Here is a 20,927-nt window from a genome sequence, read left to right on the forward strand (position 1 = left end):
TACCCGTCCTTCATCAGAATTGAATCCCGTGGTTGCGGGGGATGACGCTCGTCGAATAGGCCATCCGCCTCGGCTGGCCCGTGCTCGGGTCGACGTCGGCCGACTGCACGAGGAGGGCAATCTCGATGCGCCGGATCCGCGGGATGTCGTTGGGCAGGTTGGCGTGGGGGATCTCGGCGCCCGTGCCGTCGAAGTAGCGGAAGACGGGCAGCGCGTCGTTCACGACCTCGACGGTCCGGACCTCCGGCTGACCGGCGATGGGACCCAGGAAGGACATCTCGTTGGCCGGGTTGCGGCCGCCGGGGCAGCGGATGTTCTCCCGCGTGAGCCGGCGGTTCGCGGCGTCGTAGGCGTAACGGATGATCTCGCCGTCGTTGTCCCCGCACGTCCGGCTGGGGTTGGGCGACTCGATGTCCATCTCGACGGTGATCGACGTGGCCGTGGCCTCCTGAATGCCTCGCCAGTTCTGGTTGGCCGCCGCGTTGCAGGTGACCGGGTCGCGCCAAAGGTTCGGCTCGAAGGTGGAGTTGAAGGAGGCCATGCGGATCTCCGAGGCCATGAGCTCCAGGGCGGCCCGCGCATCCTGGTTCGTCGTCACCTTGCGCTCGATCCCCGTGGAGGAGCGCTGCCCCGACACGATCGCCGTCGAGACCGCCGCAAGCAGGACAAGCCCGACGGCGACGGCCATGACGAGCTCGGTGAGCGTGAAGCCCCTTGTATCGTTCAGCCGGTTCCTCATTGCCTGAAATACTCCTGTCTCGACACGATGGTGGTTTCCGTGATCCCCCGGGTGTTGCCGGGCCAGGTGACCTGCACCCTCACCGTCCAGGCGTTGGTGGCGCCCGGCAGCGGGGTGACCGTCGTGGCCACGGTGTAGGGCACGTCGCCTGCCTGCGGGGCCGCCTGGCTGCTGGCGTTGACCGTCCGGGTGCAGGGGCCGCCGACAAACAGGTTGCGCCCCGTGGCGTCACAGGCCGTGGCGAAGGTGTTGTTCGGGTTCATGATCCACAGCTCGCTCCGTTCCAGCTCACTCTGGAGGATGCCGGCGGCGCGGCCCATGAAATCGGAGCGGCCCGCTGCACTCCACGACGTGGGCTGCATCGACAGAAGCGCCATGATGCCCACGGCCGTGAGGAACAGCGTGATGAGGACCTCGACAATGGTAATCCCGCGGTTATTGCATCGTGTACGTGACATGGGCCCTTCCTGTCATGAGCACGGTGATCGTGCCTATGGAGTTGCGCGCATTGGCGATGCCGATCGTGGCCGCCGGTGCGGCTGACCCGCGGGGCTGGATCGTGACCGTGACGGCCGCCGCACCCCCGTTGACGCTCGTCATCCGGACCGTCCCGTACTCGTCGAAGGTCTTCGTCTCGTCGACGGCGGCCAGACCGTTGGCCGCGGCCGCCTGAATCCGGTACGTGTTGGTCGGGTCGGGGCTGTAGGTGACGGTGTACACCCTGTTTTCCGCCATCGCCCGGGCGCGCGCGTCGTAGAAATCGGAGGAGATCATCCGGGCCGCGCCTTTGAGCCTCGAGTTGTCCGACCAGCCCCGGTAGGACGGGACGGCGATGGCCAGCACGATGCCGAGCAGCACGAGGGTGATGAAGAGCTCCACGAGGGAGAAGCCCGAAGCCCCTCGTCCCGGTCGCGGCACGGCGGGTACCTGCTTCTGGAGTGTGACGCGTTGCGAATGTCTCATGACCTGTCGTTCTCTCGGTCCTTCCGGGTTTCGATTTCGCTGCCGGGTTGCCGATTCTCCCGCCGCATCGCAAAATCACCTTCAGTTCAGCAAGAAGCATGCCCGCATCGGCGCCTTCGATGACATCGTGCTCGTCCCTCATCGATGGGGCCGTCTGGCAGGAGAACGAAACCGGGCGGGGTGGAAATGGGATGGGAGCCTGCAACGCGCGTGCCCCGGAAGGGGCCCTTTGCGCCTCGTCTCGAAATCGAATGTCCTGCCCGGCAATCCTGCCGCCTTATCCTTCGATCGGACTTAGGCCAGTGATTTTGCGCCCCACCCTTTCGGATGGTTTGCCCTGATCAGGCCGTTTCCTGAAGGCGTTCGGAACCCGCGAACCGCACAACCCGGAAGCGGGTTGGAACTCCTCTGCATTCTTTTTCGGTCTGCGGGGGGTAAAACTTGAGGGGAAATTTCCACGATTTCGGCAAGGGCGGGACGGCTCAGGGAAGTGTGCGGAAAAGCACCAGATGCGTCAGCGCAGGGCCGACAAACAGGTACAGCACGGCGGCAATCGACAGGAAGGGCCCGAAGGGCACGGCGTATTTCATGTCCTTTCCCTTCAACGCGATGAGAACGACCCCGACCAGCGCCCCGAGGATGGAACTCGCAAAAACGACGAAGAAAAGGGATTGCCACCCCAGGAAGGCCCCGATCATGGCCAGCAGCTTGATGTCGCCCCCGCCCATCCCCTCCCGCTTGGTGAGAAGCTCGTAGCCCACGGCGATCAGGTAGAGAAACCCGCCACCGACCACGATGCCGAGAAGGGCGTCCCAGAAGCCGATCCCCATGAAGAAAACGGCCAGCAGGAGGAACACGGGGATGCCCGGCAGCGAGATCACGTCGGGGATGATCTGGTGGTCGAGGTCGATGAAAGAGATCACCACGAGCGCCGCCGCGAAGAGGAAGGCTGCGAGGTACTGCAGCCCCGGCCCGTAGAGCCACAGCAGGGCCAGGGAAAGCATGGCCGTCAGAAGCTCGACCAGCGGGTAGCGGGGGGAGATGGGCCCGCCGCAGTCCCGGCATCGGCCGCGAAGGATGAGCCAGCTCAGGATGGGGATGTTGTCGTAGACGCGGACGGGGCTTCCGCACTTCGGGCAGTGGGAGGCCGGGGTGATGATGGACTTCCCCTCGGGGATTCGCCAGATGCAGACGTTGAGGAAACTGCCCACGACGGCCCCGAGGACAAAGGCAACGACGCCCCAGAAAATATCCATTATTCAATCCGGTTCATGAACAGAAATCGTCGGCACACGACAACAGAAGGTGAGAGGTCAAGAGGGTAAGAAGGTTGGGGCATCGGCGATGAATCCCGTGTCACGCGACAATCCCAATGTCTCCCCTCTTCGTTTCTCACCTTCTTACCTTCTTATCTTCACCCGGACATCAGCCCTCACCCGTCCTTCCGGCCCCAGTCGTAGGGGATGTCGTTCTCGTGCGGGTGGACCCGGTATTCGTCAGGATCATCGTAGCGGTAGACGTCCGTCGGCACGTTGATCACGAGGGCCTCCTCCCCGGAGATGCACTTGAAGCCGTGAAAGACCAGCGGCGGGATGTGGATGAGGATCGGGTTGTGCTCGCCCGCGAAGAACTCGTTCACCTCGCCCTCGGTCGCCGACCCCTTGCGGCCGTCGTAGAGCACGATCTTCATCATCCCCTTGACGACGGTCATGTTGTCGGATTGCCGCTTGTGGTAGTGCCACCCCTTGACCACCCCGGGGTAGGCCGTCGTCATGTAGACCTGGCCGAATCTCTCGAAGAACTCGTCATCGGCCCGCAGCATCTCCATGAGCCGCCCGCGCTCGTCGGGAATGACCTTCAGTTTCTTGACCCTCACCCCGTCGATCATACCGCCTCCGGCGAGGCACAAGGCACCAGGCGTTGGGCATCAGACGATGCGGAATCGACGAGTTGTCTTTCCTGATGCCGCAAGCCTCATGCCTCATGCCTATTCGATTTTGTTCGCCCCCGTTTTGGCCACCATGTTGCCCGCGTACATCAGCGAGTCGAAGGTGCCCGCGTCGGACCACCACCCGTCGAGGATGTCCCAGGTGATGGTCTTCTCCCGGATGTAGTGGTTGTTCACGTCCGTGATCTCCAGCTCGCCGCGGTTCGAGGGTTTCAGCGTCTTGATCACGTCGAACACCGTGGCGTCGTACATGTAGATGCCGATGACGGCGTAGTTCGAGGCCGGCTGCTTCGGTTTCTCGTCGATGCGGACGATGCGGTCGCCCTCAAAGGCGGGCACGCCGAAGCGCTGGGGGTCCGGCACCTCCTTGAGAAGGATTTTCGCGCCCCGCTCCTGCCTCTTGAAGGCCTCGACGGCCCTGCGGATGTTCTTCTCGATGATGTTGTCTCCCAGGACGACGACGATCTTGTCCCCGTCGGCGAAATAGGCGGCCAGGTCGAGCGCCGCCGCGATTCCGCCCTCCCCTTCCTGGTACGTGTAGTTGAGGTGCTTGAGGCCGAACTCCTTGCCGTTTCCCAGCAGCTTCAGGAAATCGCCCGCGTTGTTCCCGCCCGTGACGATCAGGATCTCGTCGATGCCGGCGTTGACGAGTGTCCGGATGGGGTAGTAGATCATGGGTTCACGGTAGACGGGAAGCAGGTGTTTGTTTGTCACTTTGGTCAGGGGGTGCATGCGGGTGCCGAGCCCCCCCGCGAGAACGATGCCTTTCATCGGATCCTCCATTTCTGTCCCGGGGACGAAAACTGCGGCTATATACCACATCCCAGCGGCGGGGAGTAGAGGAAAACACGGGCGACGGCATTACGGAGCCTCCGCCCACGCGTTTTCATCTTGTGCAGGAGACCCTGCTTTTGTATAGTAACGTGTTGTCACGCACAATACGGCTTGACGAAATACTGCAAGGGTTATTCCATTCCGAACCGAGCGACTGCGTGAATTGGGCATGACCGATGAACACTACATGAAGATGGCGCTGGCCCTGGCGAGGAGGGGAGCCCCGTGGGCATGCCCGAACCCGCTCGTGGGGGCGGTGATCGTGAAGGACGGACGCATCATCGGCAAGGGCTACCACCGGTGCTGCGGCGAGAACCACGCCGAGATCAACGCCATCGAGAGCGCCACGGAGCCCATCCGCGGCTCGACGGTCTACGTCACCCTCGAGCCCTGCTCGCATCACGGGAAAACCCCGCCCTGCGCCGACCGCCTGGTGCAGGAAAAGCCGGCACGGGTCGTGATCGGGACGATCGACCCCAACCCGGTCGTCTCGGGACGGGGGATCGCGATGCTGAAGCGCCACGGGATCGAGACGCGCACGGGCGTCCTCGAGGAGGCCTGCCGGGAGCTCAACGAGGTCTTCTTCAAGTTCATCCGGACCCGGATCCCCTTTGTCACGCTGAAATTCGCCCAGTCCCTCGACGGGAAGATCGCGACCGCCACGGGCCATTCCCGGTGGATCAGCTCCGAGCCGTCCCGGGTCTACGCCCATCGCCTGCGGAGCCTGCACGACGCGATTCTCGTGGGCTCCGGCACGATCGTGAAGGACGACCCGGAACTGACCTGCCGCCTCGTCAAGGGACGCGACCCCCTTCGCGTCGTCGTGGACTCGACGCTGAGGATCGGGCCGGGGGCGCGGGTTCTGCAGGACCAGCAGCGCGCGCAGACCCTGATCTTCACCACGTCCGCACACGATCGGAAAAAGAGGTCGCTGCTCGCCGATCGCGGGATCGAGGTGCGGGTCGCCGGGCGGAAGCGGGTCGATCTCGCCGCGGTTCTCGAAGAGCTGGGCAGGCGGGAGATCTCATCGCTGCTCGTGGAGGGCGGGGCCGGCGTGCTGACCTCCTTCATCCGCGAAGGTCTTGCCGACCGGCTGATCGTCATCTCCGCCCCGAAGATTTTCGGCAAAGGGACGGACGCCATCGGCGATCTGGGCGTCAGGACCGTCGACCAGGCCGTTCCGATCGTCATCCGGCGGGTGTCACACAGGCACGGGGACATCATCGTCGACGCCCGCTTCATCCACGAGACGCACACGAAACCGAAATGAGAGGGGGCCCCGGCTTCATGTTCCTGCACCGCACCCGGTGCCCGGGCCCCGACACGCGAAATCCTCTATCTGCCCTGCCGGAGGCTTGCGCCTGATGCCCTGGTACGCTGTGCACACGAGAAGCCGCCACGAGAGCAAGGTCTATGACGGCCTCACCCTGAAGTCGATCCACGCCTTCCTGCCGAAGATCGAGACCTGGAGCCGCAGAAAGGACCGCCGGAAGAGAATCCAGCTGCCCATGTTCCCGGGGTACCTGTTCGTGGAGATGGCCACGGCCAGCAACCAGGAGCGTCTCGACATCCTGAAGACGCCCGGCGTGGTCAAGATCCTCGGGACGGCACGGGGCAACGTCCCCGTCCCTGTGCCGGATGAAAAGATCGATGCCATCCGGCGCCTCGTGGACTCCAAGGTAGAGGTCCAGCACTACCGGTACCCCAAGGTCGGGGAGCGTGCGCGGATTCTCGACGGGCCGTTCCGGGACATCGAGGGGATTGTCGTGAAGGCCGACCCCCGGAAGGATCTCTTCGTGATCACCATCGAAATCCTTCAGCGCGCCGTCGCCATCGAGATGCAGGGGTTTCAGGTGGAGAGGATCTAGGGAAAGGCCGGAATTGCGGGATGGACGGGAAGATTTTCCCCGTCTTCGCCCGCTACCCCGGTGTCCCATCATCCCGATACGCCTCCTGAAATGCCCCCATCGCCTCCTCCGCAAAGCGCTCCTCGCGCCCCCTGTACTTCGGCGAGTGGTGAAAGAGGACGAACCGCTTCACCCCCGCAAGCCCGGCAAGCCGCCCCGCCTGCCGGGCCGTCAGGTGATACTTCTCGCCGGCGCGCTCACGGTCTTCCTCCAGGAAACAGGCCTCGATGAACAGGACGTCGGCGCCCCGGGCGAACTCCACGATCCGGGCGCGATTGGCCGGACTGTCGATCACGTCCGAAACGTAGACGATTCTCTGCCCCGGCGTGATCTTCGTGACCCGCTCCTTCAGCTCGCCCAGCGGGAAGACCCGTTCGACCGTCCTGCGGTCCTCCCCTTTCCACCAGACGCGGAACAGGCTCTCAGCGGGCTCGTTGCGATGGATGCAGTCCTTCAGCGCATTGATCCAGGCGCCGCCGGGCAGCCCCATCTCGGCCAGGGCGTTCTTCTTGACGTTGACGCGGCGCTTCTCGTCCAGGCGGAAGGCCAGGCAGGGGACCTTGTGGTCGAGCAACACGGCATCCACCCGGTAGGCGTCGCGCTCCACGACCGTCCCGTCGGAGGTCTCGGCCTGCCTCTGCGCTTCGGGACGGAAGGCCTGTCGGCACGCAAACACCGCGGCCTCCCTGTGGCCGGGGTGTATCTCCGTTACCCACAGGCGGAAATCGTTTTCGTAGTTCTCCACGAGGTTCCAGGTGTAGGCCCTGAGCTTGCCTTCCACGTTGTCAATGAAGCCGGGCGGCCCGTAGAGAAACAGATGTTTCTCCCTCCCGAGGCACACGCGCAGCAGGTGATCGAAGCCGATGAAATGATCCATGTGGGTGTGGGTGACGAAGATGCGGTCCACCTTGAGGATCACGCGGGGCGGCAGCGCCTGGATATCGCCCAGGTCGAACAGGAGGGCCTCCCGGCGGTAACGGACGTCGAGCAGGACGACCGGGTCCCCGAAGGGGTCGTTGACGAGACGGGCGCTGAACATGGCAGCCTCTCGGGTTCTCCGCACGCAGACCGGGCTCTCCGACCGTACGGGAGCCCGGCGTGCCCGGACCGTTTTCTGTTTGTACTATGGCCCCCGCGGGCCGTCAAGGACAGGCGGCAGAAATCCCTTGACTTTCGAAGCCGAAAACGATTTATTGCGCAATTTGATCACCCTTTCCTGCGGAGGGAGAGAATGGCGAAAGGCCGCATCGTTATAGACCGGGAACGCTGCAAGGAGTGCCACCTGTGCATCCTGGCCTGCAAGGACGCCCTGATCGTCGCGACGGCGGAATTCAACTCCAGGGGCTACCACCCCGTGGCACCCAAAGACGGGGAGTCTTGCACCGGCTGCACGATGTGCGCCGTCATGTGCCCCGAGGCCGCAATCGAGGTCTACCGTGGATAAGATCCTGATCTCCGGAAACTGGGTCTGCGGGGAGGCTGCCATCCGGGCGGGCTGCCGGTTCTACGCGGGCTATCCCATCACGCCGCAGAACGAGCTCACCGAGTACATGGCCGAACACATGCGCCGGGTCGAGGGCGGCACCTTCATCCAGGCCGAGAGCGAAATCGCGGCGATCAACATGGTCCTCGGGGCCAGCGCCGCCGGCGCGCGGGCCATGACCTCCTCGTCGAGCCCGGGCATCTCCCTGAAGCAGGAAGGCATCTCCGCGCTCGCGGCCGACGAGCTTCCCGCCGTGATCGTCAACATGATGCGCGGCGGCCCGGGGCTCGGCAACATCCTGCCCTCGCAGGGTGACTACTTCCAGGCCACGCGCGGCGGCGGCCACGGGGACTACCGCACGATCGTCCTCGCCCCCTCGTCGGTGCAGGAGCTTGCCGACCTGACCATGGACGCCTTCGACCTGGCCGACGCCTATCGAAACCCCGTGATGATTCTCGGGGACGGCATGACGGGGCAGATGATGGAGCCCGTCGTCTTCGGAAAGCCGAGGCCGCGGCGCTACAGCGAAAAATACGTGCTCAAGGGGTGCGGCGAGGGCAAGAGCCGTTTCGTCCGGGGCCTCATCCTCGACGCCCTGCGGATGGAAGAGCACAACTGGAAGCTCGCGCGCAAGTACAGCGTCATCGCCCAGAAAGAGGTCCGCTTCGAGACCTTCCGGACGGGCAATGCGAAGCTGGTCATCATCGCCTACGGCATCGCGGCCCGGATCGCCAAGGGGGCCATCAACCGGCTGCGGGATTCGGGCTACAGGGTGGGGCTGATCCGCCCCATCACGCTCTGGCCCTTCCCGGCCCAGATCATCCGCGACACGGCGGAGCGGATCGGCAACTTCCTGGTCTTCGAGATGAGCGCTGGCCAGATGCTCGAGGACGTCAAGCTCGCCCTGGAGGGCCGCGCGCGGGTCAGCTTCTACGGGCGCCCCGGCGGGGTCGTGCCCACGCCGGCGGAGCTCGCCAAGGCCATCGTCCAGGAATACCAGAGGTAGAACGCCGATGAAAAAAGTCTTTTCCCGGCCCAAGTCGCTCAAGAACACCGCGTTTCATTACTGCGCGGGGTGCGGCCACAGCATCACGCACCGGCTCATTTGCGACGCCATCGACCAGCTGGGCATCCGCGGGATCACGATCGGCGTGCCCCCGGCGGGCTGCGCCGTGCTCGCCTACAACTACTTCGACGTGGACATGCTCGAGGCCCCGCACGGCCGGGGCTGCGCCGTCGCCACGGGCATCAAGCGAACGCTGCCGGACCGGGTCGTCTTCTCCTACCAGGGCGACGGAGACCTCGCCGCCATCGGCACGGCCGAGACCTTCCACGCGGCCAACCGCGGCGATAACATCACGGTGATCTTCATCAACAACGCCGTCTACGGGATGACCGGGGGACAGATGGCCCCGACGACCCTGCTGGGCATGACATCCACCACGTCGCCCCCGGGCCGGAGCGCAACCCTTGACGGGCACCCCATCCGCATGAGCGAGGTTCTGGCCGGGCTCGACGGGGTTCGCTACATCGAGCGCTGCGCCGTGAACACGCCCCGGAACATCCTGCGCGCCGGCCGGGCCATCCGGAAGGCCTTCCAGTACCAGATGGACGGTGTCGGGTTCACCATGATCGAGGTCCTCTCCCAGTGCCCCACGAACTGGAAGATGACCCCCGCCGAGTCCTGCCGGTGGATCGACGAGGTGATGACGAAGACCTTCCCCGTGGGCGTTATCAAGGACACCGGCAAGGGGGGGACGCATGCAGATTAAAACCGTCTTTGCGGGCTTCGGCGGCCAGGGCGTCCTCATGATGGGCTACAGCCTCGCCCACGCGGCCATGAACGAGGGCCTCCACGTCACGTACCTGCCGTCGTACGGCGCCGAGGTGCGCGGCGGGACGGCCAACTGCACGGTGGCCGTTTCGGACGAGGAGATCGCCTCGCCCGTGGCGTCCCAGCCCGATTTCATCGTCGCCATGAACGGCCCTTCCCTCATCGCCTTCCAGACGAGAATCGCGCCCGGCGGTGCCTTTTTCCTGAACTCGTCCATCATCGAGGGGCGACCGAACCGGACAGACGTCACGCTCTTCGAGATCCCCGCGGCCGGCATCGCCTCCGACCTGGGAAACCCTAGGGTGCAGAACGTCGTGATGATGGGCGCCTACGTGAAGGCGACGAGGCTCGTGTCCGCCGACACCTATCTCAAGAGCCTCAAGTCGATCTTGGGGGACCGGAAGAAAGCGGCGATGGACATCAACCGGAAGGCCTTCTCGGCCGGCTACGAGTACATCGACTAAACCAGGGGAGCCCCTCGCTCATGACCATCAAGCAGATCTCCGTTCAGCTGGCGAACGTCCCGGGGCAGCTTGCGAAGCTCGTGGACATCCTGGACAAGGAGGACATCGGCGTCAAGGCGATCTCCGCGGCCAGCACCGCCGAGAGCAGCGTCGTGCGGCTGGTCGTCAACGACCCCGACCGGGCCGAGAGGGTCCTGGAGACCTTCGCGTTCACCTTCGAGGTGCAGCCCGTCCTGGCCGTCGAAGTGCCGTGCCACCCGGCGGGCATGAACGCCATCGTGAAGCCTCTCATGGACGCGGAGATCAACATCCACTACATCTACACGACCATCGAGCGCATCGGGAAGGAGACGATCCTGATCCTCGGCGTGGACGACCACGAGCAGGCCGGCGAGATCCTCAGGGAGAACTGGATCCGCTTCGTCGGGGAGCAGATCTACAACCTGTAGGCCCATGGCGCAAGGCTCACGGCGAAGGGCCCCGCCCTTCAAGCCGGCAGCCCTTTGCCTTGAATCCGATGCCGATCTCATCCGACAAGGAACAGGCCCTGCTGGAGCGCATGGCCCGCCTGGGGATCGCCGAGAGCGACCTCAGGGAGACCTTCGTCCGCTCCTCGGGTCCCGGCGGGCAGAAGGTCAACAAGACCTCGACCTGCGTGCAGCTCCTGCACGTCCCCACGGGGATCACCGTCAAGTGTCAGCGCGAACGATCCCAGGCCCTGAACCGCTTCCTGGCGCGCCGCCTTCTCCTCGACCGGATCGAAAAACTGCAGAAGGGTGTCGTCGAGGCCGAGAGGGAGCGCATCGAGAAGATCCGGCGCCAGAAGCGCAAACGCTCCCGGCGTGCCAAGGAAAAGATGCTCGAGGCAAAGCGCCGGCAGTCGGAAAAGAAGGGTCTGCGGGCGAAGGTCCCGCGGGACGGGGACTGAGGAGCAAAAAAAGGGGGAAAGAAGCCTCTTTTTATTTCGCTTCTTCCCCCTTTGTCCGATGATACCGGGGATATGATGATTTAACCAAGCAGCCTGATGATCGGGTTCGCGTAGAGAATCACGAGCGACACGACGAGGGCGTAGATCGCGACGGATTCCGTCATGGCCATACCGACCATCATGGTGAGCATGATCTTGCCCTGCGCCTCGGGATTTCTACCCACGGCATTGGATGCACCGCCGGTCGCCTGCCCGATGCCGAGTCCCGCCCCGATGGCGCCGAACCCCATCGCGATGCCGGCGGCGATCACGGAGCAGCCCAGGACAATCGCCCTCGTGTAGTCGACGCCTTCCTTCTCGGCGGCAAGGGCCAGGGACGCAAACCCGAACACGAACAGGACGGACAGCAGCGCTGCGAACATTTTCTTGGACCTCATTTCAACCTCCTCTCTGTCTTTGGATTGGAAACGCGTCATCTCTCTCTGAACGGCTCCGGCCCCTACGCCTCGCCCTTCGCTTCGCCACCCCCTTTCCGAAGGCGGAGCGGGCGGAATTGCGCGCCCGCTGCGGTTTTCGCGGACCGGCTCGACCGCGTACTTTATTAAAGAGATAAAAAAGAATTGTCAAGGACATTTTGACTGTGCTATCAGCCGGGCCGTGAGATGCAGGGAGACATTCCGGGAGGGGATCCCGCAGGCCATGGCGCATCGAGAAGACAGGAGTGAGCAGGAGCTCTTCAGGCAGCTGCAGGGCGATCTCCCCGTTGAAAAGCGGCCCTTTCGCGCCGTCGCGTCCCGAGCGGGAGGCGACGAGCAGACCGTTTTGGATGCGATCCGGGCCTGCCTGCGCGACGGCACGATCCGGAAATTCGGCGCCGTGCTGAGGCATCAGCGGGCCGGAATCACCCGCAACGCCATGGTGGTCTGGGCCGTGCCCCCACGGCAGGTCGAAGAGACAGGGGCCCTCCTCGCATCCTGCAAGGCGGTCACGCACTGCTACGAGCGGCGCCCGCACTTCCTCGGCCGTTACAACCTCTTCACCATGATACACGCCCGCGAAGGGACGATCGAAGGTCTCGTCGCGGAGATCGCCGCGCAGGCACGGATCCGCGACTACCTGGTCCTGCACAGCGAGGAGGAATTCAAGAAGAGCAGCATGGAGTACTACTAGGCGCAAGGCCAAGGGTTTATGGACAGCGGGATGAAGCCTTTTGCCTTTTGCCCCTTAGCTCTTTGTCTTACATAAAGGTGCCCTCATGAAGCGAACACGTTCTCTTGCGCTCTTCGAAGACGCCAAGAAATTGATCCCCGGCGGCGTGAACAGCCCCGTGCGGGCATTCGGCTCCGTCGGGTCATCCCCGTTCTTCGTCAGGAAGGCCTCGGGCTCGAAGGTCTGGGACATCGACGGGAACCGCTACATCGACTACGTCGGCTCGTGGGGGCCCATGATCCTCGGGCACGCCCACCCCGCCGTGGTCGCCGCGATCCGCAGGGCGGCGAAGCGGGGCACCAGCTACGGCGCCCCGACTGAAGCCGAGGTCGAGATGGCCGGGACGATCACGCGCGCCTTCCCCTCCATGGACCAGGTCCGGATGGTCAGCTCCGGGACGGAGGCGGCGATGAGCGCCATCCGGCTCGCCCGCGGTTACACGGGGCGCGAGAAGATCATCAAGTTCGAGGGCTGTTATCACGGCCATGCCGACTCGCTGCTGGTGAAGGCGGGCTCCGGCGTGGCGACGCTCGGCATCCCCGGGAGCCCGGGAATCCCGGCCGGGCTGGCCACGCTCACGATCACGGTCCCCTTCAACGACCTGGACGCCGTGAGGACAGCGGTTCGGAAGCACGGCAAGGAAGTCGCCTGTGTGATCGTGGAGCCCGCCGCGGGCAACATGGGGCTCGTCCCCCCCGCGCCGGGGTTCCTCGAAGGCCTGCGGGAGATCACCGCGGAGCGGGCGATCGTGCTGATCTTCGACGAGGTCATCTCGGGGTTCCGGCTGCGCTTCGGGGGCTTCCAGGACATCGCCGGGGTCCGTCCCGACCTGACCTGCCTCGGCAAGATCATCGGCGGCGGGCTGCCCGTCGGGGCCTTCGGCGGCAGGCGGGAGATCATGGAATCGCTCGCGCCGACGGGCCCCGTGTACCAGGCGGGAACCCTCTCGGGCAACCCCCTCGCCATGGCGGCTGGTCTGGCGACGCTCGGCGTTCTCGAACACGACGCGGACTACCGGGAACTCGATCGGAAGACCCGTCGTCTCTGCGACGGGATGTTGAAGCTGTTCCGAAAGAAGGGCATCGCCGTCACCCTCAGCCGGCGCGGGTCCATGTTCACCGTTTTCTTCACCGACCGCGCCGTGACGGATTTCGCATCGGCGCTGCGGTGCGACACCGGCCTGTTCGCCCGGTACTTCAACGCCATGCTCCGCCACGGCGTGAGCCTGCCGCCATCCCAGTTCGAAACGGCCTTCGTCTCCTTCGCCCATACGGAGGAGGACATCGACCGCACCCTCGAGGCCTGCGGGAAGGCCCTCTCCGAAATCTGATCCTCCCGACCCGGCCGCTGCCCGGCGGGGCTATTGTGTTGACAGCCCCACGGGCATCGTTTATGATTCGACCCTGCCTTCCAGCCGACGCGGCACGTTGGCGAGAATCAACCCTGTCAACCGGAGAAAACAGAAAGGGCGGTGTGGATGAAGCGGGCGTTCGTCACGGGCATCACGGGCCAGGACGGCTCCTATCTGGCGGAGTTTCTGCTCTGTAAGGGATACGAGGTGCACGGGCTGATCCGCCGCTCGAGCACGTTCAACACCGACCGGATCGACCACCTCTTCAAGGACCTTCATGACCCGTCGGCGCGTCTTTTCCTGTATTATGGCGACCTGTCCGTATCGGGACAGCTCACGGATCTTCTCCATGATATCCGGCCGGACGAAATCTACCACCTTGGTGCCCAGAGCCATGTACGGGTCAGTTTCGATATGCCCGAATACACGGGGGACGTGACGGGGCTCGGCACCCTTCGTCTTCTGGAAGCGGTCCGGAAGACGGGAATCAAGACCCGCTTCTACCAGGCCTCGTCGAGCGAGATGTTCGGCGCGGCGCCGCCGCCCCAGAGCGAGAGCACGCCGTTCCACCCCCGCAGCCCGTACGCCGCAGCAAAGGTCTACGCCTACTATCTCGTGAAGAACTACCGCGAGGCGTACAACCTCTTCGGGTGCAACGGCATCCTTTTCAACCACGAGTCCCCCCGCCGCGGCGAGACCTTCGTGACACGAAAAATCACCCGCGCCGCCACACGGATCAAGGTCGGCCTTCAGCAAAAGGTCTTCCTGGGGAACCTGCAAGCCAAGCGCGACTGGGGCTTCGCGGGCGACTACGTGGAGGCCATGTGGCTGATGCTCCAGCAGGACGAGCCGGACGACTACGTCGTGGCCACCGGGGAGACGCATTCGGTCCAGGAGTTCGCGGAGCGGGTGTTCCAGCGGCTCGGCCTCGACTGGAAGGCACACGTCGAGATCGACCCCCGCTACTACCGGCCCGCGGAAGTGGACGTCCTGCTCGGCGATGCCTCGAAGGCGAGGGCGAAACTGGGCTGGTCGCCGAAGGTGGGCTTTGAGCAGCTTATCGACATGATGGTGGAGAGCGATCTGGAGTTGGCACAGAAGGAAAAGACGCTCCGCGATGCCGGGTTTGCCTGCGAGCCGAAGCGGATCCTGTCCTGAACCGACGGAGGCGATCCCCGCATGGACAAAGACGCGAAAATCTATGTCGCCGGACACCGGGGCCTTCTCGGCAAGGCGCTCGTGCGCATGCTCCGCGAGCGCGGGTACGAAAATCTCCTGCTGCGCTCGAGTGCCGAGCTCGACCTGCGCCGCCAGGCCGACGTCGAGGCCTTTTTCGAGCAGGAGCGTCCGCAGGTCGTCTTCCTGGCCGCCGCCCGCGTTGGAGGGATCTGGGCGAACATGCACAACCCCGCCCCCTTCCTCTACGACAACGTGATGATCCAGACGAATGTGATCCACGCGGCCTGGCGGTTCGGAACGGAGCGCCTCCTGTTCGTCTCGAGCTCCTGTTCGTACCCGCGGATATGTCCGCAGCCGATGCGTGAAGAGTTTATCCTGACAGGACCGCCCGAGCCGACCAATGAGTCCTACGCGATCGCCAAGATCAGCGGCATGAAGATGATCGAGGCCTATCACCGCCAGTATGGCGTCCGGTTCTTCTCCGTCATCTTTCCGAATCTCTACGGGCCGGGTGATAATTTCGACCCCCGCGATTCCCACGTCATTGCCGCCCTCGTGCGCCGATTCCATGAAGCGGCGGCGGGCAATCGCCCCGAGGTGGAGATCTGGGGCACCGGCAGGGCCCGCCGGGAGTTCCTCTACGTCGACGATGCGGCCGATGCCTGCCTGTTCTTCATCGACCGGCTATCGGGCGGAGAGGCTGTCAACGCGGGTGCCGGGTCGGACGTGTCCATCGGGGACCTGGCCGGTTTGATCGCAAGGATTTCGGGGTACCGGGGCCGCCTGATTTTCGATCCGACGAAACCGGACGGCATGCCGCAGAAGCTGCTGGACGTCAGCAACATCGAGCGGCTGGGATGGAAACCCCGGGTGGGCCTCGAGGAAGGTCTACGGAAGACATGCGAATGGTACGCGCGACACGGGGCCGCCGGGGAGAAACCATGACGCTCAGGGTCAGGATCGGCGACATCCGCATCGGTGAGGAGGAAAAGGCCTCCGTTCTGGAATCCCTCACGGAGGGTCAACTTTCGGAAGGCCGCAAAACCCGGGAGTTCGAAACGCGCTGGGCCCGGTACATCGGGACGAAACACTGCGTTGCCCTCAACTCTGGCTCCTCGGCACTCCTCGCCGGACTTCTCGCCCTGATCCACGACGATCGTCGGCCGAAGATCCGGCCCGGATGCAAGGTCATCACCTCCCCCGTCACTTACGTTGCCACGAGCAACGCCATAGTCCTGGCGGGCATGCAGCCGGTGTACGTCGACATCGATCCCCGCACCTTCACGCTGGACACCAACCAGGTGGAGGACGTTCTCCGCAGAAGCCGGGGCGCTCACGCCCTCCTGTTGCCCGTGCACCTCATGGGCTACGTCAACGACATGGACGCCCTCAACGAGGTGTCGCGCCGATTCGGCCTGTCCGTCTTCGAGGACGCAGCACAGGCCCACGGCTCTCTCTACAAGGGTCGCAAGGCGGGTTCGCTCTCGGATCTTGCCGAGTACTCCTTCTACATCGCCCACAATATCCAGGTCGGTGAGATGGGCGCCGTCGTCACGAGCGACGAGCGGCTCTGCGGGCTCATCCGGAGAATCAAGGCCAACGGGCGGCTTTGCGATTGCCGGATCTGCCGCCGGCCGGCGGGGAAATGCCCGCACAGCGGTGCGGGGCTGGACCCCCGGTTCACTCACGACCTCATCGGCTTCAATTTCAAAACGTCCGAACTCCACGCGGCGATCGCCGTCCCCCAAATCGGCAGGGCCGACGCCATCATCCGGGCTCGTCAGTCGAACGTGCGCACCCTCAACGAGAGACTGGAACCCTTTTCGGATATCTTCCAGCTGCCGCCCTACTCGGATGAGGTGAGTTACCTTGCCTATCCCCTGATCGTCAAGGACCGCCGATGGTCCAGGGAAAAGATCATGCGGGCGCTGGAAAAGGCCGGCATCGAGACGCGGCCCCTGTTCGGCTGCATCCCCTTGCAGCAGCCGGCTTACCGTTTTTTGAAGGAACGGTACGAGGGTAGACTGCCCAAGGCCGAGTTCGTGGGCAAAAACGGATTTTACATCGGCTGCCATCAGTACCTGAAACAAGAGGACCTCGATTGCGTGGAGGAGGCCTTCCACAGCCTTGTCCGCAAGGGCCCCTGAGAGTCATGTAACCGGCCAGAATCGTTAGAATATTCTCTGTACCGTCGTCATACCTGCGGTAGCCTATTTTTATTGACTTCCGGCCGTCGGTATGGTATAGCGCCCGAGGTTTCGATGAGAGAGGCAGACAAGGAATCGAAGAAGTCCATGATGCAGGCGGCCTATGCCAGCACCTTCGGCATTGCGCTGGTCCTGGGCATCTTCGGGGGAATCCTGATCGGGGCCTGGCTCGACAGGCTGCTCGACACGGGGCACAAGTTCTCCATTCTCTTCCTTCTCGTCGGCGTGTTCGCTGGGTTCCGGAGCCTCTACGTGTGGATCAAGAACACGTTCGAGGACAGCTACGAAGAACCGATCATCAGGCGGCTGAAGGATGAACCCCACCGGAAAAGACCTCCTGCAAAGAAAAATTGAGATCCGGAATCTCATCATCCTGGGCCTGCTGCTCTTCGCCAGTCTTCTCATCATGCCCTGGCGCTTCACGCTGGGGATTCTCGTCGGCGGCATCATCAGCATCGTGAACCTTCATTGGCTCGGGCGGGATCTGCGCGTTATCTTCTCCACCCTCTCGGGCAGGGCGAAGTCGGCCATGATGATCCGTTACTACATCCGCATGGCCGTGACGGCGGTGGTCCTCTACTTCATCATCACCGGGCTGCCCGTGGACATCATCGGCCTGCTCGTGGGCCTCTCGCTCGTGGTCATCAACATCGCCGTCACGGCGATTCTCGAGTCTCAAAAAAAAATTCTTCCGGAGGAGGCTAGCTGACCGATATGCATGCCTTTTTGTTCCTGCACAACAAGTACATCCCCGATCATGTGACCTACACGATCCTGGTCATGGCCATCCTGGCCCTTCTGGGGTTTCTCGCCACACGGCGCATGGACATTTACCCCAACAGGGTCCAGAACGTGATGGAGGTCTTCGTCAACGCGTTCCACAACCTCCTGGTCGACACGATGGGCGAGCACGGCAAGCGGTTCTTCCCCCTGATCGCGACCATCGGCTTCTTCATCCTCTTTTCGAACCTCATCGGCCTCATCCCCGGATTCGAGTCGCCCACGGCCAGCCTGAACACGACGGTGGCCATGGCGCTCGTCGTCTTCTTCCTGACGCACATCGTCGGGGTGCAGGTGCAGGGCCTGAAGTACTTCAAGCAGTTCCTGGGGCCCGTCTGGTGGCTCATCCCGCTCATGATGCCCATCGAGATCATCAGCCACCTCTCCAGGCCGCTGTCGCTCTCGGTCCGGCTCTTCGGAAACATCCAGGGCGGCCACATCGTCGTGGCGGTCATCTTCGTCCTCGTGCCGCTTCTCGTGCCCCTGCCCATCCTGATTCTCAAGATCCTGATCTCGGTCATCCAGACGCTCGTCTTCATGCTGCTGTCGATGATGTACATCGCCGGCGCCATGGAGGAGCATCACTAGAATACGGACCCAAGGCGGGTGGCAAAGGGCGAAAGGCAAGCAAAACACCTCCGGAAACGACAAAGGGTCGGGAGCATCTCCCGACCCTTTTTTATCGAAACGAATCCCCCTCTATGGGGGATTTTCTTGCTGCTTGTTGTTTGTTCCTCAGAGGCTCATGACGTAGTCGTGAATCGCCTTGGCCGCCTTGCGGCCGGCGCCCATGGCCAGGATGACCGTGGCCGAGCCCGTCACGATGTCGCCGCCGGCCCAGACCCCCTTGCGGGTCGTCTCGCCCGTCTCGTCCTTCGTCACGATGTAGCCCCAGCGGTTGGTCTCGAGGCCCGGGGTCGTCATGGGGATCACGGGGTTGGCCATCGTCCCCACGGAAACGACGACGGTGTCGACGTCGATGGTGAACTCCGAGCCCTTGACCACGACGGGCCTTCGCCGCCCCGACTCGTCGGGCTCGCCCAGTTCCATCCGCTGGCAGACCATCTGCTTCACCCAGCCCTTCTCGTCGCCGATGTACTCGATGGGGTTCGTGAGGAACTTGAACTGCACCCCCTCCTCCTCGGCGTGGTGGACCTCCTCGGCCCGGGCCGGCATCTCGGTCTTCGTGCGGCGGTAGATGATGTAGGCTTTTTCCGCCCCGAGGCGAAGCGCCGTCCGGACGGAGTCCATGGCCACGTTCCCGCCGCCGATGACGGCCACGTTGCGCCCCCTGGCGATGGGCGTGTCGAACTCGGGGAAGCGGTAGGCCTTCATGAGGTTCGAGCGGGTGAGGTACTCGTTGGCCGAGTAGATCCCGGAGAAGTTCTCGCCCGGGATGTTCATGAACACGGGCGCCCCGGCGCCGACACCGAGAAACACGGCGTGGAACCCCTCGGCGAAGAGATCGTCGATCGTCTTGAGCCTGCCGATGGCCGCGTCGGTCACGATCCTCACGCCCAGCTTCTGCAGGTACTCCACCTCGGCATCGACGATGCTCTTGGGGAGGCGGAATTCGGGGATCCCGTAGATCAGCACGCCCCCGGCCTTGTGCAGGGCCTCGAAGATCGTGACCTCGTGCCCCATCTTGACCAGGTCGCCCGCGATGGTGAGCCCCGCGGGCCCCGCCCCGACGACGGCAATGCGCTTTCCCGTCGGCGCGGGGAGCGCCGGGATCTCGACCGTCCCCGCGTTGCGCTCGTAGTCCGCGACGAACCGCTCCAGGCGCCCGATCGCGACGGGGTCCCACTTCTTGCCCAGGACGCAGAGCTTCTCGCACTGGTCTTCCTGCGGGCAGACCCGGCCGCAGACGGCGGGCAGGCAGTTCGTCTCCTTGATCTTGCGCGCGGCCCCCAGGAAATCCCCGTCGGCCACGAGCCGGATGAACCCCGGGATGTCGATGTCCACGGGGCACCCCGTCACGCAGCCCGGCTTCTTGCACTGGATGCAGCGCCGGGCCTCCAGCATGGCCGTCTCGGGGGAATACCCCAGGGGGACCTCGTCGAAATTGCCGATCCGCACCCGGGGATCCTGTTCCGGCATGGGCTGCCGGGGGATCCGCTCCTTCTTGTCCTTCTTTTCCGTCTTGTCCTTATCGGTCATGGTCTCCGCACCTGCAACGTTCCCTGGCTTCCTGTTCCTGCTTTGCGTACATCTGGAGCCGGCTCATCAGGAGCCCGAAATCCACTTCGTGGCCGTCGAACTCGGGGCCGTCCACACAGGTGAACTTGGTCTTCCCGCCCACGGTCACCCGGCAGGCCCCGCACATGCCCGTGCCGTCCACCATGATGGGGTTGAGGCTCACGATCGTCTTGATCCCGTGGGGGCGCGTCACGTTGGCCACCACCCGCATCATGGGCACCGGGCCGATGGCAAAGACCCGGTCGATCTTCGTCCCCGCGGCGATGAGGTCCCGCAGCACGTCGCTCACGAAGCCGTGGTAGCCGTAGCTGCCGTCATCGGTCGTGACGTGCAGCTCGTCGCTCACGCTGCGGGACTCCTCCTCGAGGATCAGCATCTTCTTCGTCCGGGCGCCGATGATGGAGATGACCCGGGTTCCCTTCTCCTTGAGGGCCTTGGCGATGGGGTAGAGCACCCCGATGCCCACGCCGCCGCCGACGCAGACGGCCGTCCCGATGCCCTCGATCTCCGTGGGGTGCCCCAGGGGCCCCAGGACGTGCTGAATGACGTCCCCGGGCTCGAGCCGCGCGAGCTGGTCCGTCGTCTTCCCGACGACCTGGTAGATGATCGTCAGCGTCCCCTTCACGGGGTCCGAGTCGACGATCGTCAGCGGGATGCGCTCCCCCCTGTCGTCGATCATGAGGATGATGAACTGTCCGGCCCTGCGCTTCCTCGCGATCTCGGGCGCCTCGAAGACCGTCTTGACGATGTTCTCGGAGAGAACGACCTTTTCCGTGATCCGGTGCAATGCCCGCGTCCTCCTTCCAGAGACGAAGTTGCGAAAATGCGAAGGCGAGGGAGTTGGAGAACCCGCTCACCCTGTGCCCGCACGAAACGGCAAAACGATTTTGACGCTCCGGCCT

General features: G+C 64.0%; 26 protein-coding genes and 1 riboswitch. Of the genes, 16 read left to right on the forward strand and 10 right to left on the reverse strand.

Going from position 1 to position 20,927, the window contains the following annotated elements; genetic code table 11:
• Positions 1-13: 13 nt before the first annotated feature.
• The 6 genes from HPY67_03195 to HPY67_03220 form a co-directional block, all read right to left on the reverse strand.
• Positions 14-739, reverse strand: a complete 726-nt coding sequence (locus tag HPY67_03195) for a prepilin-type N-terminal cleavage/methylation domain-containing protein (GenBank protein NPV03720.1) — start codon at positions 737-739, stop codon at positions 14-16.
• A complete protein-coding gene (locus HPY67_03200; GenBank protein NPV03721.1) occupies positions 736-1,197 on the reverse strand; it encodes a hypothetical protein in 462 nt (153 codons plus the stop codon). Before HPY67_03200 ends, HPY67_03195 begins: the two co-directional genes overlap by 4 nt.
• On the reverse strand, positions 1,175-1,702 hold the full coding sequence (locus HPY67_03205; GenBank protein NPV03722.1) for a prepilin-type N-terminal cleavage/methylation domain-containing protein: 528 nt from the start codon (positions 1,700-1,702) through the stop codon (positions 1,175-1,177). The genes HPY67_03200 and HPY67_03205 overlap by 23 nt, the downstream gene beginning before the upstream one ends.
• A gap of 259 nt (positions 1,703-1,961) precedes the next feature.
• A riboswitch (cyclic di-GMP riboswitch) is annotated at positions 1,962-2,049 on the reverse strand.
• 135 nt (positions 2,050-2,184) lie between these two features.
• Positions 2,185-2,958, reverse strand: a complete 774-nt coding sequence (locus HPY67_03210) for a prepilin peptidase (protein ID NPV03723.1) — start codon at positions 2,956-2,958, stop codon at positions 2,185-2,187.
• Between the two features lie 176 nt (positions 2,959-3,134).
• Positions 3,135-3,590, reverse strand: coding sequence for a dTDP-4-dehydrorhamnose 3,5-epimerase family protein (locus HPY67_03215; protein NPV03724.1), 456 nt, complete (start codon positions 3,588-3,590; stop codon positions 3,135-3,137).
• 99 nt (positions 3,591-3,689) lie between these two features.
• Positions 3,690-4,421 carry an NTP transferase domain-containing protein gene (locus HPY67_03220; GenBank protein ID NPV03725.1) on the reverse strand — a complete coding sequence of 244 codons (732 nt, stop codon included), beginning with the start codon at positions 4,419-4,421 and terminating at the stop codon, positions 3,690-3,692.
• Between the two features lie 232 nt (positions 4,422-4,653).
• On the opposite strand from HPY67_03220, the gene ribD reads away from it, so the two are divergent.
• Both ribD and HPY67_03230 read left to right on the forward strand, forming a co-directional pair.
• Positions 4,654-5,754: a bifunctional diaminohydroxyphosphoribosylaminopyrimidine deaminase/5-amino-6-(5-phosphoribosylamino)uracil reductase RibD gene (gene ribD, locus HPY67_03225; GenBank protein ID NPV03726.1), complete on the forward strand. Its 1,101-nt coding sequence runs from the start codon at positions 4,654-4,656 to the stop codon at positions 5,752-5,754.
• Between the two features lie 94 nt (positions 5,755-5,848).
• Positions 5,849-6,352, forward strand: coding sequence for a UpxY family transcription antiterminator (locus tag HPY67_03230; protein ID NPV03727.1), 504 nt, complete (start codon positions 5,849-5,851; stop codon positions 6,350-6,352).
• Between the two features lie 52 nt (positions 6,353-6,404).
• Here the strand turns inward: HPY67_03230 and HPY67_03235 are convergent, their stop codons facing one another.
• Entirely contained in the window at positions 6,405-7,430 is a 1,026-nt protein-coding gene (locus HPY67_03235) for a ribonuclease Z (GenBank protein NPV03728.1), read from the reverse strand.
• Between the two features lie 192 nt (positions 7,431-7,622).
• On the opposite strand from HPY67_03235, the gene HPY67_03240 reads away from it, so the two are divergent.
• The 6 genes from HPY67_03240 (at position 7,623) to HPY67_03265 (ending at position 11,100) form a co-directional block, all read left to right on the forward strand.
• Complete coding sequence (locus tag HPY67_03240) at positions 7,623-7,835, forward strand: 4Fe-4S binding protein (GenBank protein ID NPV03729.1); 213 nt, start codon at positions 7,623-7,625, stop codon at positions 7,833-7,835.
• Complete coding sequence (vorB, locus tag HPY67_03245; GenBank protein NPV03730.1) at positions 7,828-8,880, forward strand: 3-methyl-2-oxobutanoate dehydrogenase subunit VorB; 1,053 nt, start codon at positions 7,828-7,830, stop codon at positions 8,878-8,880. The genes HPY67_03240 and vorB overlap by 8 nt, the downstream gene beginning before the upstream one ends.
• Positions 8,881-8,887: 7 nt before the next feature.
• Positions 8,888-9,646: a 2-oxoglutarate oxidoreductase gene (locus HPY67_03250; GenBank protein ID NPV03731.1), complete on the forward strand. Its 759-nt coding sequence runs from the start codon at positions 8,888-8,890 to the stop codon at positions 9,644-9,646.
• On the forward strand, positions 9,636-10,172 hold the full coding sequence (locus tag HPY67_03255; protein NPV03732.1) for a 2-oxoacid:acceptor oxidoreductase family protein: 537 nt from the start codon (positions 9,636-9,638) through the stop codon (positions 10,170-10,172). Before HPY67_03250 ends, HPY67_03255 begins: the two co-directional genes overlap by 11 nt.
• A 20-nt stretch (positions 10,173-10,192) precedes the next feature.
• Positions 10,193-10,621, forward strand: a complete 429-nt coding sequence (locus tag HPY67_03260; GenBank protein ID NPV03733.1) for an amino acid-binding protein — start codon at positions 10,193-10,195, stop codon at positions 10,619-10,621.
• 68 nt (positions 10,622-10,689) lie between these two features.
• Positions 10,690-11,100 carry a peptide chain release factor-like protein gene (locus HPY67_03265; protein NPV03734.1) on the forward strand — a complete coding sequence of 137 codons (411 nt, stop codon included), beginning with the start codon at positions 10,690-10,692 and terminating at the stop codon, positions 11,098-11,100.
• 80 nt (positions 11,101-11,180) lie between these two features.
• Here HPY67_03265 and atpE read toward each other — a convergent pair whose 3' ends face one another.
• Positions 11,181-11,537, reverse strand: a complete 357-nt coding sequence (gene atpE / locus HPY67_03270) for an ATP synthase F0 subunit C (protein ID NPV03735.1) — start codon at positions 11,535-11,537, stop codon at positions 11,181-11,183.
• 262 nt (positions 11,538-11,799) lie between these two features.
• On the opposite strand from atpE, the gene HPY67_03275 reads away from it, so the two are divergent.
• From HPY67_03275 to atpB, 8 genes are all read left to right on the forward strand, one after another.
• On the forward strand, positions 11,800-12,270 hold the full coding sequence (locus HPY67_03275) for an Lrp/AsnC family transcriptional regulator (GenBank protein NPV03736.1): 471 nt from the start codon (positions 11,800-11,802) through the stop codon (positions 12,268-12,270).
• An 85-nt stretch (positions 12,271-12,355) separates the two neighbouring features.
• A complete protein-coding gene (gene hemL / locus HPY67_03280; protein NPV03737.1) occupies positions 12,356-13,639 on the forward strand; it encodes a glutamate-1-semialdehyde 2,1-aminomutase in 1,284 nt (427 codons plus the stop codon).
• A gap of 147 nt (positions 13,640-13,786) precedes the next feature.
• Entirely contained in the window at positions 13,787-14,818 is a 1,032-nt protein-coding gene (gmd, locus tag HPY67_03285) for a GDP-mannose 4,6-dehydratase (protein NPV03738.1), read from the forward strand.
• A 21-nt stretch (positions 14,819-14,839) separates the two neighbouring features.
• Positions 14,840-15,784: a GDP-L-fucose synthase gene (locus tag HPY67_03290; GenBank protein ID NPV03739.1), complete on the forward strand. Its 945-nt coding sequence runs from the start codon at positions 14,840-14,842 to the stop codon at positions 15,782-15,784.
• Entirely contained in the window at positions 15,781-16,986 is a 1,206-nt protein-coding gene (locus tag HPY67_03295) for a DegT/DnrJ/EryC1/StrS aminotransferase family protein (protein NPV03740.1), read from the forward strand. The genes HPY67_03290 and HPY67_03295 overlap by 4 nt, the downstream gene beginning before the upstream one ends.
• 114 nt (positions 16,987-17,100) lie before the next feature.
• A complete protein-coding gene (locus HPY67_03300) occupies positions 17,101-17,400 on the forward strand; it encodes an AtpZ/AtpI family protein (GenBank protein NPV03741.1) in 300 nt (99 codons plus the stop codon).
• Positions 17,360-17,755, forward strand: a complete 396-nt coding sequence (locus HPY67_03305) for an ATP synthase subunit I (protein NPV03742.1) — start codon at positions 17,360-17,362, stop codon at positions 17,753-17,755. The genes HPY67_03300 and HPY67_03305 overlap by 41 nt, the downstream gene beginning before the upstream one ends.
• A 5-nt stretch (positions 17,756-17,760) precedes the next feature.
• Positions 17,761-18,414, forward strand: coding sequence for a F0F1 ATP synthase subunit A (gene atpB / locus HPY67_03310; protein ID NPV03743.1), 654 nt, complete (start codon positions 17,761-17,763; stop codon positions 18,412-18,414).
• A gap of 147 nt (positions 18,415-18,561) precedes the next feature.
• Here the strand turns inward: atpB and gltA are convergent, their stop codons facing one another.
• On the reverse strand, positions 18,562-19,986 hold the full coding sequence (gene gltA, locus HPY67_03315; protein NPV03744.1) for an NADPH-dependent glutamate synthase: 1,425 nt from the start codon (positions 19,984-19,986) through the stop codon (positions 18,562-18,564).
• A complete protein-coding gene (locus HPY67_03320) occupies positions 19,976-20,812 on the reverse strand; it encodes a sulfide/dihydroorotate dehydrogenase-like FAD/NAD-binding protein (protein NPV03745.1) in 837 nt (278 codons plus the stop codon). Before HPY67_03320 ends, gltA begins: the two co-directional genes overlap by 11 nt.
• Positions 20,813-20,927 lie beyond the last annotated feature (115 nt).

It is taken from the genome of Syntrophaceae bacterium, from assembly GCA_013177795.1.
Lineage (GTDB): Bacteria > Desulfobacterota > Syntrophia > Syntrophales > UBA2192 > UBA2192.